Here is an 11,990-nt window from a genome sequence, read left to right on the forward strand (position 1 = left end):
TCCTTTTGCGTCAGTTATCGGGTCGGCTTACAAGCCGCCGAGGCTGAGGTATTTGAGGTGGAGGTATTCCTCCAGGCCGTGGGCTGAGCCTTCCCGGCCGATACCGCTGTCCTTGATGCCGCCGAAGGGTGCTTCGACGGTGGTGATGACGCCGGCGTTGATGCCGACCATGCCACTCTGCAAGGCGCGGGAGACGCGGAAGGTGCGCGCCAAATCGCGGGTGTAGAAGTACGCGGCGAGACCGAATTCGGAGCCGTTGGCAGCGTCGATGCCCTCTTGCTCGGTGCCGAAGCGGAACAGCGCAGCCACCGGACCGAAGGTTTCTTCCTGGGCCAGAAGCATGTCTTCGGAGGCATCAGCGATGACGGTGGGCTCGTAGAAGGTCGCGCCCAGCGCATGGCGTTTGCCGCCCACTAATACGCGGCCGCCCTTGGCTTGGGCGTCCTCGACATGCGCCTCGACCTTGCTGACGGCGGCCTGATTGATCAGCGGACCTTGCTCGACGCCTTCATCGAAGCCGTTGCCGACTTTTAACTGGCGAACCCGTGCGGTCAGGCGCTGGGCGAATTCGTCATAGATGCCGTCCTGGACGTAGAAGCGGTTGGTGCTGACGCAGGTCTGCCCGCTGTTGCGAAACTTGCCAGCGATGGCGTTTTCCACGGCCAGGTCGAGATCGGCGTCGTCGAAGATGATCGTCGGGGCATTACCGCCCAGCTCCAGGGAGAGCTTTTTCATGCTGTCGGCGGATTGCTTGTAGAGCAGCTTGCCGACTCGGGTGGAGCCGGTGAAGGTGATCTTGCGCACCAGGTTGTTGGCGGAGAGTTCACCGCCCACGGCGGCGCCGTCGCCCGTAATCACATTGACCACACCGGTGGGGATGCCCGCTTTCTCGGCCAGCACGCCATACAGCAGGCCGGAGAACGGCGTGAACTCGGAAGGCTTGATGACAATGGTGCAGCCAGCGGCCAGGGCCGGCGCAATCTTGCGCGAGAGCATGGAGAACGGGAAATTCCACGGTGATATCGCCCCCACAACACCCACCGGCTCACGGGTGACGAGGATCTGCCGGTCTTTCCAGGGCGAAGGAATGATCTCGCCATTTATGCGCCGCGCCTCCTCGGCAAACCACTGGATGTAGTCGGCTCCCAGCTTCATTTCATTGCGCGCTTCGGCCAGCGGCTTGCCTTGCTCGAGGGTGAGCATGCTGGCGAGGATGTCGAGGTTGTCGCGAACAAGCTGGGCCATACGGTTGAGCAAGGTGGCACGCTCTGCCGCGGTGGTCAGTGCCCAGGAGGTGAAGGCCACTTGGGCGGCGTCGATGGCGCGGCGTGTTTCAACGGCGCCACTCCAGGGGATCTGGCCGATCTGGGTTTCAGTGGCGGGGTCGTTGACGGCGAAGAGGCTGGCATCGTCCGCCGGCAGCCACTGGCCGTCGATGTAGTTGGCTTCTTTCAGCCAGCCAGCCTCCTTGATTTGCTGCAGATTGAACGTCGTCATGGTGTCTCCAGGAATGTCAGGGCGTAACCGAAGTCCCATGCCGCTGGCATCGGGACGGTGGAGCGCGCGGGAGACGCTGCGGCGTCTCCCGCTACTGGCAGGCTCAGCCGTTGTTCAGCAGATCGACCAGCACGCTGGCGGCTTCGCTGGACGAACCCGGGTTCTGGCCGGTGATCAGCAGGCCGTCGCGGACCACGTAGGAAGACCAGTCGGCGCCCTTGGAATACACACCTCCGTTGGCCTTGAGCATGTCCTCGACCAGGAAGGGCACGACCTCGGTCAGGCCTACCGCCTCTTCCTCGGTGTTGGTGAAGCCCGCGACTTTTTTGCCCTGGACCAACGGTGTGCCGTCAGGCTTCTTCACATGGCGCAGCACGCCGGGTGCGTGGCAAACCAGGGCCGCAGGTTTGCCGGCAGCGATGAAGGATTCGATCAACCGGATCGAGATCGGATCTTCTGCCAGATCCCACAGCGGGCCGTGGCCGCCGGGGTAGAAGACGGCATCGAAGTCGGCGGGTGAGACGCTGTCCAGGCGCACGGTGTTTGCAAGCAATGCGTTGGCGTCCGCGTCGGCTTCGAAACGGCGGGTCAGGTCAGTCTGGAAGGAAGGCTCGTTGCTCTTTGGATCGAGTGGTGGCTGCCCGCCCTTGGGCGAAGCCAGAACGATCTCTTCCTTCGCATCCATAAACGCGTAGTAAGGCGCCGCCAGCTCTTCGAGCCAGAAGCCGGTTTTAAGGCCTGTGTTGCCAAGGGTGTCGTGCGAGGTCAGTACCATGAGAACTTTCATTTGATTTTCCTGTTTCAGGTTAGGTAGTGCGATTAAATTAGACCGGTCGTCTATTGTCTGGGTAAAAAAATTCACTGCTTCGCGACATGGCTAGACGGCACTTCCACCGAGACGGCATGCATGCGCTTGGCCTGATCCTGCTGTCGTTGCGGGTAGATGATTGCATCGTTACCTGCAACCACGGCGAAAGAGGGCGCGCTGTGCCAGGCGGCATGCTTGACCCGCTCGCTCAACGCGTGGCTATTCAATGCACCCTGTATGGCAGCGATGAGCACCTGCTCCGACGGTGGCAACCCCTGGGCGAAATACTTGGCGGTACGAGCTTTCATGACGTGCATCCTTGTGCGATGCGTTGAACGTGTGGCTACCTTAAATTCAATTAGACCAGTCGTCTAGCGATTTTTAGCTTTTTTATCTGCCACTGGGTTTGCGCTTTCGATAGGGTGGATGGAGAGCAATCGGCCTGCGCAGGCTCGCCCTGCAGACGAGGCTGTTCGGACCTGGGGTGGGGCAAGTTGGGGAGGGAGAAGAGCTAGAAGAGCGGGGCGAGCGCGCCGCTCTGTCCATGGGTCAGGGAATACTCAGGGCCTGACGCGTCATTGACATCGCCGCCTCGAATGGCTGGATGCTTTTGGTGATCTTCACCATGACACTCGCGCCGACCCACAATTGATAGAGGCTCTGGGCGACAGCATGAGGTTCATCGCAGATCCTTAGGGATCCTTCAGCGACACCTGCCTCAATCGCCTGCGCAAGGCGGTCGGTGATACCAGACGTACCACGCTTGAGAACGGCGCGCATCGCTTCTGAAAGGTCGGCAACCTCTACGCCAAGCTTCACCGCCAGGCACTTGCCCTGGCAGTCCTGGAACGACTGGGTGTCCTGCCAGACGGCCCAATACTTCATCAACCGCTGGGCCATGTTCAAATCAGGGAGAGCCAGGACCTGATCGAGTTCAGCCAGATAGGCCGCGAAATAGCTTTCCAGCAACGCCTCGCCGAAAGCGTCCTTGGAATTGAAGTAATGGTAGAAGGACCCTTTCGGCACACCGGCAGTGGCCAGAATTTCATTCAAGCCCACAGCGGAATATCCCTTGGCAGCCATGATTCGTTGGCCTACATCAAGGATTTCCTGGCGGACGTTGGAAGTTTCGCGTGTCTTTAAGCTGGTCATGCCATTACTTTATTCGTTACTAGACGATCAGTCTACTTGAGGTGTTCCAAGAGTATGGAGTTGGGATTGAGTTACACAGCTCGTGATCGGCCAATCTGCCTGAAGCGAGGGGCCGCTACTGGCCCGAAAGCTGCCTGTCGTGACGGGCTGCTCGGGGCAAGCAGCCCGCCGCTAACGGCTGCTCTCGTCCTAGAGTGTGTAAACGCGGCTAGCCGGTGTTCGGTGATCAACGATCCCTGTTGGCTGTCAGCTAATTTGGCGTGACATAGTGTTGCTCTCGACCCATTAGCGAAAGGAGCCTCTGTGTCCACTGGCGTCCAAATGAGGGCCATCAGCCTCAGCTATCCGACCGAGTCGGGACCCGTTGCGGTGCTTGATAACGCATCGCTGACCATTGCTCCGGGCGAGACGCTGGCGGTCACCGGGCCGTCAGGCAGTGGCAAAACGTCCCTGCTCCTGTTGCTCTCAGGCCTCGAGCGTCCAAGCAGCGGTGAGATATGGGTCGGCAGCCAGCAGCTTGGCGATATGAGTGCCGATGCCTTGGCCGACTGGCGCAGCGAGCACCTTGGCATCATCTTCCAGTCTTTTCATCTGCTGCCTGGCCTCAGCGCGCTGAGTAATGTCAGCCTGCCACTTGAAATTGCCGGGCAGGCGAACCCACGCGAGCGAGCCATTGCGATGCTCGAAGCCGTCGGGCTGAGCCATCGATTGCAACACTACCCCATGCAGCTCTCTGGCGGCGAGCAGCAGCGTGTGGCGATTGCCAGGGCGCTCGTGCATCAGCCGAGCCTTCTGCTGGGCGATGAGCCAACCGGCAACCTGGACCAGAAAACCGGTGAGAAGGTGCTTTCGCTATTGTTCGACCTGCATAAGCAGAGCAAGTCAACGCTGGTACTGGTGACGCACGACGAGCGCGTGGCCGAGCGCTGCCAACACCGGGTCAGAATGGACGGTGGTCGCCTCCATGAATACTGACAGACCCGCCGGTACGCGCTGGATGCTGCGGTTCGCGTTGTCCGATCTGCGCTCTCGCCTCTCCGTGCTCAAGGTCTTCCTTGCCTGCCTCATCCTCGGCGTCACGCTGGTTGCAGCCACGGCCATTCTTTACCGAATCATCGAGCAGAGCCTGCTGGCCGATACCCGCGCCCTCCTAGGCGGGGACGTCGAGCTGGAGGCCAGTGAACCTCTGCCAACAGAGGTGCTTGAATGGATTAGTGCAACCGGGAGCATCTCGCTGGTCAGGGAACTCAACACCCTCGTCAGCGACGAGCTAGGAGAGAGTTTCTACAACGCCGAAATACTGGTCGCAGATGCGGCTTACCCCTTATACGGCGAGCTCAAATTGACGCCAGACCAGTCTCGCGCCGCTCTCCTCGCGCGTCAGGGTGATCGCTGGGGCGCCATCATCGACCCGATGTTAGCTGAGCGGCTGGGCCAGACCATCGGTGATCAGATCGAGATCGGAGCTGCGACCTTCCGCATCAGCGCCTTGATCCAGGCGCAGCCTGACCGCAGCCTCAATGCCAACTGGCGTGGCTTGCCAATCATGATTTCGGACGAAGCACTGCAGGCCACCGAGCTGATACGCCCGGGCAGCGTAGTCGACTACCAGTACCGGGTGCAGACTGACCGTAACCTGGATGCCTGGCTCGACGAGTTTGAGCAAGCCTTTCCAGACACTCGCTGGGACATCACAACCTTCGCCGAACGCAGCGAACGACTGGCGCAGCGGCTCGACCAGATCGCTACGTCGCTGATCCTGATTGCGTTCACCACCCTTTTCATCGGCGGACTGGGGGTCGCGAACAGCATCCACGCCTATCTGGACGAAAAGCTCGGCACCATCGCCACGTTACAGACGCTGGGTTTGCGGCATGGACCGCTGATAGGGATCTATTTGCTGCAGGTCGGCATGCTGGGCAGCCTTGCCGGCATTATCGGCGGCGCAGTTGGTCTGGCGTTGTCCGCGGTGGCATTGAATCTTGCGGGCGATGCTTTCGCGGTGTCCGCCTCGAACGGTGCGGGCCAATGGATAGCGCAGTGGGTGGTGCCTCTGCTCCTGAGTTGGCTGTTTGCAGTACTGACCGCCTACGTCTTCGCACTTCCCGCGCTTGCGAGGGCACTTGCTGCTTCGCCGGCGGGGTTGTTCCGCGGCAAAGTTCAGGCGGCGCGTCATGAGCCTCACCTCTGGCGAATGGCGAGTTATGGGTTACTGGCTGTTTATATCGTCGCCCTGCTCGTCTGGCTACCGTCTACGCAGCTAGGATTCTTCTTTCTGCTGGCGCTGGGCGTGCTGTGGGGAATGCTGGAAGGCCTTATCAGGGGACTGCGGTATGCGGCCCGAGCGCTGGAAAACGGCGGTTTTGCCGGTAGCAGTTTTGCCCGGCGACTGGCCCTGGCCAACTTGTATCGGCCTGATTCCCCATTGCGGGCGACGCTGCTCTCCCTCGGGACGGCGCTGACGCTGGTCGTCGCCTGCACGCTGCTGGTCAGCACCCTGCTGCGGGCGCTGGAATCGACCATCCCGGCCGAAGCGCCAGCACTGATTCTCTATGATGTTTTCCCCGATCAGCTCGACTCGCTGGAGTCTGGCCTCCGATCGCTCGACCCCCTCAGCCGCACCGAACTGCTGCCGTTGGTTCGGGGCCGCCTGGCTGCAATCAACACGAAGCCGATCGCCGAGTTGCTCGCCGATGATTCGCGAGCCAGGCGCGAAGCAATGGGTGATGAATACAAGCTCAGCTATCTGTCCGGCAACCCGGAGGATCTGGAGCTGGTCTCGGGTAGCTGGTGGGCCTCTCCTGCGGCCGATGGCGAGCCCGCATTCATGGCCATGGAGGATCGCGAGGCCAACGAGCTCGGACTGACGGTTGGAGACCGCGTGGAGTTTTCGGTCGAGGGACGGACCATCGCGGCTGAAATCAGGGCGCTTTATCAGCAGAAAGGCCTGCAGACCCGCTTCTGGTTCGAGGGCGTCCTGCAGGATGGTGCGCTCGACACATTTATCGGGCGCTACGTAGGTGTGGTCTACCAGAGCGATGCTGCGGCGAAAAAATCGCAGCAATGGTTGGCCCGCAACACCGCCAATGTGATCACACTACGCACCGCAGATTGGCTCGAGACAGCCGGAGATTTGCTAGGCAAGGCGACTGCTGGCCTCGCCGCCATCGCCGCGGTCAGCCTGATGGCAAGTCTTCTCGTGCTATCCAGCGTGGTCAGTGTCAGCCGGAGGAGGCAGCTCTACGAGGCCAACCTGCTGCATTGCCTTGGCGCCAGGCACCGGGCCATACGATCGGCAATGCTACTCGAGACGGGGCTGCTTACCGTCATATCAACGATATTCGCCACCGCCCTCGGCTCGTTGATCGCGTTGCCGCTGGCCGCCACGCTGCTGAAATTGCCGGCGGGCGACCTTTGGTGGCTTGGTGCGCTGACTGCGGGCGCCGTCAGCTCATTTGCATTGCTAGGCGGCCTGCTGCCATTACTGCGGGCGCTACGTATGAACCCAGCTTTTCTGCTGCGCGAGGGCTGATAAACATCGACCTAGGCAAGTCTCTCAATAGCTGCGCAGCTTTGGGCGTGAGCGGTAGCGTGCTGGGTAGATCATTTTATGTGGAGGGTGAGTGGGCCGTCCGGCGATCCAGAATTACATGCTTCCACAGCAGCTGGAATAGCTCGCCACGGCGCATGGCAGTTTCCAGCGCAAGCTGCACGATGGAGCGTATCCACGGGTTGTGTGAGCCGTCGGCATAGTAATACCCCGTGGATCTCGCTTTCGATCATGCGAGCCCAGGCTTGGGCATCGGATTTGGTTTCGAAGGTTTTGCGCTGGGCCGGATAGCCCTTACGGCGAATTTGCGCTTCCCACTGATACACGCCGCGATTCCTGATTGTTGCCATTTCGACCATTCCCGCCACGTTCAAGAGTGGCAAATTTGTGGTTCAAACGACTTTCAGGACTAGGACAGGTTTCTATCAGAAGCGCTAACCCTTGAGAAACAAGGGAAAGAGGTGGCGCACCAGGCGGGATTCGAACCCACGACCCCTGCCTTCGGAGGGCAGTACTCTATCCAGCTGAGCTACTGGTGCGTAGCGGGCAGCATGATACGCATCTCGCTCGCGGGCGTCCATGGCGCTTCGGCGGGTGGTTGGCGCGGCGCTACATGACTCCACGGTACTGTAGGCAGGTTGCCGTTGCGCTGGGTTGTAGCGCTCGGTGGGACGAGCCCCTTTGGTCCATCAGGCTGGGCTATGGGTTGTTAATTTTTCTGAACATAGAGTTGCGGCGCTGGGGTCGTTGCTCCTAGGATCGTTTGAGATTTCAAACACAGCCGTGCCTGCAGGAACCCACTGCGGTTGCTGCTCTCTCATTCGAGACGAGGCAGCGCTGCGGCGCTTCGCTCCCTTTCTGCTGCCCCAGGCTTTGCCCATATCCGGCGCGCAACGCCGGCTCGAAGGAGACTGCCATGCAACTCAAAGACACCTCGTTGTTCCGCCAGCAGGCCTATATCGATGGCGCCTGGGTGGGGGCCGACGGTGGCCAGACCATTTCTGTGACCAATCCGGCCAGTGGCGAGACGCTGGGCACCGTGCCGAAGATGGGCGCCGCCGAAACCCGCCGCGCGATCGAGGCGGCCGAGCGGGCATTACCGGCGTGGCGTGATTTGACCGCCAAGGAGCGTTCGCAAAAGTTGCGCCGCTGGTTCGAGCTGATGATGGAGAACCAGGACGACCTGGGCCGGCTGATGACCCTGGAGCAGGGCAAGCCGCTGGCCGAATCCAAAGGCGAGATCGCCTATGCGGCCTCGTTCATCGAGTGGTTCGCCGAGGAAGCCAAGCGTGTCTATGGCGACACTATTCCCGGCCATCAGAAGGACAAGCGCATCCTGGTGATCAAGCAGCCGATCGGGGTGACCGCGGCGATTACGCCGTGGAACTTCCCGGCGGCGATGATCACTCGCAAGGCCGGCCCGGCATTGGCCGCTGGCTGCACCATGGTGCTCAAGCCGGCCAGCCAGACGCCGTTTTCTGCATTGGCGCTGGCCGAGCTTGCCGAGCGTGCTGGCATCCCTAAGGGTGTGTTCAGCGTGATTACCGGGTCTGCCGGCGACATCGGCAACGAGCTGACCGCCAATCCGACGGTGCGCAAGATCAGCTTCACCGGCTCCACCGAAGTCGGTGCCAAGCTGATGGAGCAGTGCGCGCCAGGGATCAAGAAAGTCTCGCTGGAGCTGGGCGGCAACGCGCCGTTCCTGGTGTTCGACGACGCGGATCTGGACGAGGCGGTGAAGGGCGCCATGCAGTCCAAGTACCGCAATGCCGGCCAGACCTGCGTCTGCGTCAACCGCATCTATGTGCAGGATGGGGTGTACGACGCCTTTGCGCAGAAATTCCAGGCGGCGGTCGAGAAGCTCAAGGTCGGCAACGGGCTGGACGAGGGTGTGGACATCGGGCCGCTGATCGACGATCGCGCTGCGACCAAGGTCCGTGAGCACATCGAGGATGCCGTGGCCAATGGCGCTACCGTGCTCACCGGCGGCAAGGCACACGAGCGGGGCGGCAGCTATTTCGAGCCGACGCTGATGGTGAACGTGCCGCACAGCGCCAAAGTGGCCAAGGAAGAAACCTTCGGCCCGTTGGCGCCGCTGTTCCGCTTCAAGGACGAGGCCGAGGGCATCGCTCTGGCCAACGACACCGAATTCGGCCTGGCGGCCTATTTCTATTCCCGAGACCTGGGCCGTGTGTTCCGCGTGGCCGAAGCCATCGAGGCCGGGATGATCGGCATCAACACCGGGCTGATCTCCACCGAAGTGGCGCCGTTCGGTGGCGTGAAATCCTCCGGGCTCGGGCGCGAAGGTTCGAAATACGGGATCGAGGATTACCTGGAGATCAAGTACCTCTGCCTGTCCATCTAAGGTGAAGCACGGGTGCGGCTGTAGCCGTGCCCGCGGTGTCGATGTCTCGCCGAGAAGCCGATCGGATGATCGGTTTTTTTATTGCCTGGATTCAGGGCTAGCTAGCCGAGTCGCTCGCTGCGAGCCTGGTCAGGTTCAACTCGAGGACGCTGCTCGCCGTACCATCGATTCGCGGACAAGACCGCCCCCACAACGAGTCCCCGATCCCGTGGGGGGTGGTCGGGGACGCCTAGTCTTGACCGCGAATGTTCGGGAATCACCGGCGGCTCGACCGGTTCGCCCGCCGGGCCAACAGCGAGGCGGGCCCTTCTGACGAAGCCTTTCCGCCGACATTCGCCTCGCCAATAGCGCTTGTTCGTCCTTGAGCAGGTGCTATGACTGATCGAGCCATTTTCGTTCTCGACAGAGCAAAATGACTTTTGTATTCTGCTGTGCGAAATATGGTTTCGTGAAATAACAAATCTAAAAACACACCTCACCAGCGGAGGCCTGCCATGTCAGAAGTCGTTCGGCTCGAGCGCCGGGGCGATATCGCCCTGATCACGGTCAACAATCCACCGGTCAACGCACTCGGCGTGGCGGTACGTGCAGGGCTGCAACAGGCCTTCGAGCGCGCCGAGGCCGATACCGAGGTTCGCGCAGTCGTATTGCTCTGCGAGGGCACGACCTTCATTGCTGGCGCGGATATCAAGGAGTTCGGCAAGCCGCCACAGTCGCCGAGCCTGCCCGAGGTGATCGAAATCATCGAAGGTGGCAGCAAGCCCAGCGTTGCCGTGATTCACGGCACTGCGCTGGGCGGCGGCCTCGAGGTCGCGCTGGGCTGCCATTACCGCATCGCCCGCCCCGACGCCAAGGTCGGCCTGCCCGAGGTGAAGCTCGGCCTGCTCCCCGGCGCCGGCGGTACCCAGCGTCTGCCGCGTCTGGCCGGGGTCGCCAAGGCGCTGGACATGATCGTCAGTGGCCAGCCGATCGGTGCGGCCGAGGCGGTCGAGCACCGCATCGTCGACGAGCTGTTCGAGGGTGACCTGGTCGAAGCCGGCCTGGCCTACGCCCGCCGCATGGTCGAGGAAGGCCGCGCGCCCCGGCGCAGCGGCGAGCAGACCGCCGGCCTGGAGGGGGCTGACAACGCCGGGCTGATCGCTGCCAAGCACGCCGAAGTGGCCAAGCGCATGCCGGGCCTGTTCTCGCCGCTGCGCTGCGTGGCCGCGGTGGAAGCAGCAACCAGACTACCGCTGGCCGAAGGGCTCAAGCGGGAGCGCGAGCTGTTCGTCGAGTGCCTGCAATCGCCGCAGCGGGCGGCGCTGGTTCATGCGTTCTTCTCCGAACGGCAGGCGGGCAAGGTCGCCGGTTTGCCTGCCGATGTGTCGCCCCGCCAGATCAAGAGTGCCGCGGTGATCGGCGGCGGTACCATGGGCGTCGGCATTGCGCTGTGCTTCGCCAATGCCGGGCTGCCGGTCAAGCTGCTGGAAATCAACGACGAGGCGCTTGGCCGTGCCCTGCAGCGCGCCCGTGACACCTACGGCGCCAGCGTCAAGCGAGGCAGCCTGACCGAGGTGGCCATGGAAAAGCGCCTCACGCTGGTTCAGGGGGTGACCGACTACGCTGCGCTCGCCGACGTCGACCTGGTGATCGAGGCGGTGTTCGAAGACATGGGTGTCAAGCAGCAGGTGTTCGAGCGGCTCGATGCGGTCTGCAAGCCCGGCGCGATCCTCGCCTCCAATACCTCCTCGCTGGACCTGAACGCCATCGCCGCCTTTACCAAACGCCCCGAAGAGGTGGTGGGCCTGCATTTCTTCAGCCCGGCCAATGTCATGCGCCTGCTCGAAGTGGTACGCGGCGAGCGGACCAGCCATGAAGTGCTCGCCACCTCGATGGCGCTGGGCAAGACGCTGAAGAAGGTCGCCGTGGTGGTGGGTGTGTGCGATGGCTTTGTCGGCAACCGCATGGTGTTCCAGTACGGCCGCGAGGCGGAGTTCCTGCTCGAAGAGGGCGCCACGCCCCAGCAGGTGGACGCCGCGCTGCGTGACTTCGGCATGGCCATGGGCCCGTTCGCCATGCGTGACCTTTCCGGCCTCGACATCGGCCAGGCGATCCGCAAGCGTCAGCGCGCGACGCTGCCGGCGGGCCTCGACTTCCCCACCGTGTCCGACAAGCTCTGCGAAGCGGGGATGCTCGGGCAGAAGACCGGCGCCGGCTACTACCGCTACGAGCCCGGCAACCGCACGCCGCAGGAGAACCCGGCACTCGCCGAGATGCTCGAAGCCGCCTCGCGTGAGAAGGGCATCGAACGCCGCACGCTGGACGAGGCGTACATCATCGAGCGGACGATCTACGCGCTGGTGAACGAAGGCGCAAAGATCCTGGAGGAGGGCATCGCCCAGCGCTCGAGCGACATCGACGTCATCTACCTCAACGGCTATGGCTTCCCGGCGTTTCGCGGCGGGCCGATGTTCTACGCCGACAGCGTCGGGCTCGACACCGTGCTGGCGAAGGTCAAGGAATTGCACGCGCGCTGCGGCGACTGGTGGAAGCCGGCGCCGCTGCTGGAAAAACTGGCCGCCGAAGGCCGCACCTTTTCGCAATGGCAGGCCGGCGAGTAGCCGCCTGCACCCCTGCTC

At 62.2% G+C, this 11,990-nt stretch carries 8 protein-coding genes and 1 tRNA gene; 4 read left to right on the top strand and 5 right to left on the bottom strand.

The features are described from left to right. Window positions 1-27: 27 nt before the first annotated feature. The 4 genes from G7026_RS06110 to G7026_RS06125 form a co-directional block, all read right to left on the bottom strand. A complete protein-coding gene (locus G7026_RS06110; protein WP_181069877.1) occupies window positions 28-1,497 on the bottom strand; it encodes an NAD-dependent succinate-semialdehyde dehydrogenase in 1,470 nt (489 codons plus the stop codon). Window positions 1,498-1,600: 103 nt separating this feature from the next. Beyond that, window positions 1,601-2,284 (bottom strand): type 1 glutamine amidotransferase domain-containing protein, encoded by a 684-nt coding sequence (locus G7026_RS06115; protein WP_181069878.1) that lies wholly within the window; start codon window positions 2,282-2,284, stop codon window positions 1,601-1,603. Between the two features lie 71 nt (window positions 2,285-2,355). Then, the gene (locus G7026_RS06120) at window positions 2,356-2,613 is read right to left on the bottom strand and encodes a hypothetical protein (protein ID WP_181069879.1); all 258 of its coding nucleotides are present in this window, start codon (window positions 2,611-2,613) and stop codon (window positions 2,356-2,358) included. A 241-nt stretch (window positions 2,614-2,854) separates the two neighbouring features. After that, window positions 2,855-3,457 carry a TetR/AcrR family transcriptional regulator gene (locus tag G7026_RS06125; protein ID WP_181069880.1) on the bottom strand — a complete coding sequence of 201 codons (603 nt, stop codon included), beginning with the start codon at window positions 3,455-3,457 and terminating at the stop codon, window positions 2,855-2,857. A gap of 321 nt (window positions 3,458-3,778) precedes the next feature. Between G7026_RS06125 and G7026_RS06130 the strand changes: the two genes are divergently transcribed. After that, window positions 3,779-4,432 carry an ABC transporter ATP-binding protein gene (locus G7026_RS06130; RefSeq protein ID WP_181070332.1) on the top strand — a complete coding sequence of 218 codons (654 nt, stop codon included), beginning with the start codon at window positions 3,779-3,781 and terminating at the stop codon, window positions 4,430-4,432. Continuing rightward, window positions 4,422-6,989 (top strand): ABC transporter permease, encoded by a 2,568-nt coding sequence (locus tag G7026_RS06135; protein ID WP_219858335.1) that lies wholly within the window; start codon window positions 4,422-4,424, stop codon window positions 6,987-6,989. Before G7026_RS06130 ends, G7026_RS06135 begins: the two co-directional genes overlap by 11 nt. 480 nt (window positions 6,990-7,469) lie before the next feature. On the opposite strand, the gene G7026_RS06140 is transcribed toward G7026_RS06135, so the two are convergent. Further along, window positions 7,470-7,546 (bottom strand) — tRNA-Arg (locus tag G7026_RS06140). 377 nt (window positions 7,547-7,923) lie between these two features. Between G7026_RS06140 and gabD the strand changes: the two genes are divergently transcribed. Together gabD and G7026_RS06150 are read left to right on the top strand one after the other, a co-directional pair. Beyond that, complete coding sequence (gabD, locus tag G7026_RS06145) at window positions 7,924-9,372, top strand: NADP-dependent succinate-semialdehyde dehydrogenase (protein ID WP_181069881.1); 1,449 nt, start codon at window positions 7,924-7,926, stop codon at window positions 9,370-9,372. Window positions 9,373-9,866: 494 nt separating this feature from the next. Beyond that, a complete protein-coding gene (locus G7026_RS06150; RefSeq protein ID WP_181069882.1) occupies window positions 9,867-11,972 on the top strand; it encodes a 3-hydroxyacyl-CoA dehydrogenase NAD-binding domain-containing protein in 2,106 nt (701 codons plus the stop codon). Window positions 11,973-11,990: the final 18 nt, after the last annotated feature.

Source organism: Stutzerimonas azotifigens (assembly GCF_013522725.1).
GTDB lineage: Bacteria > Pseudomonadota > Gammaproteobacteria > Pseudomonadales > Pseudomonadaceae > Stutzerimonas > Stutzerimonas azotifigens_A.

What these genes read in the sequence shown, in the direction of transcription:
- G7026_RS06110 (WP_181069877.1), bottom strand. Translation starts at nt 1,497, where the DNA reads ATGACGACGTTCAATCTGCAGCAAATCAAGGAGGCTGGCTGGCTGAAA.
- gabD (WP_181069881.1), top strand. Translation starts at nt 7,924, where the DNA reads ATGCAACTCAAAGACACCTCGTTGTTCCGCCAGCAGGCCTATATCGAT.
- G7026_RS06150 (WP_181069882.1), top strand. Translation starts at nt 9,867, where the DNA reads ATGTCAGAAGTCGTTCGGCTCGAGCGCCGGGGCGATATCGCCCTGATC.
- G7026_RS06130 (WP_181070332.1), top strand. Translation starts at nt 3,779, where the DNA reads ATGAGGGCCATCAGCCTCAGCTATCCGACCGAGTCGGGACCCGTTGCG.
- G7026_RS06115 (WP_181069878.1), bottom strand. Translation starts at nt 2,284, where the DNA reads ATGAAAGTTCTCATGGTACTGACCTCGCACGACACCCTTGGCAACACA.
- G7026_RS06120 (WP_181069879.1), bottom strand. Translation starts at nt 2,613, where the DNA reads ATGAAAGCTCGTACCGCCAAGTATTTCGCCCAGGGGTTGCCACCGTCG.
- G7026_RS06135 (WP_219858335.1), top strand. Translation starts at nt 4,422, where the DNA reads ATGAATACTGACAGACCCGCCGGTACGCGCTGGATGCTGCGGTTCGCG.
- G7026_RS06125 (WP_181069880.1), bottom strand. Translation starts at nt 3,457, where the DNA reads ATGACCAGCTTAAAGACACGCGAAACTTCCAACGTCCGCCAGGAAATC.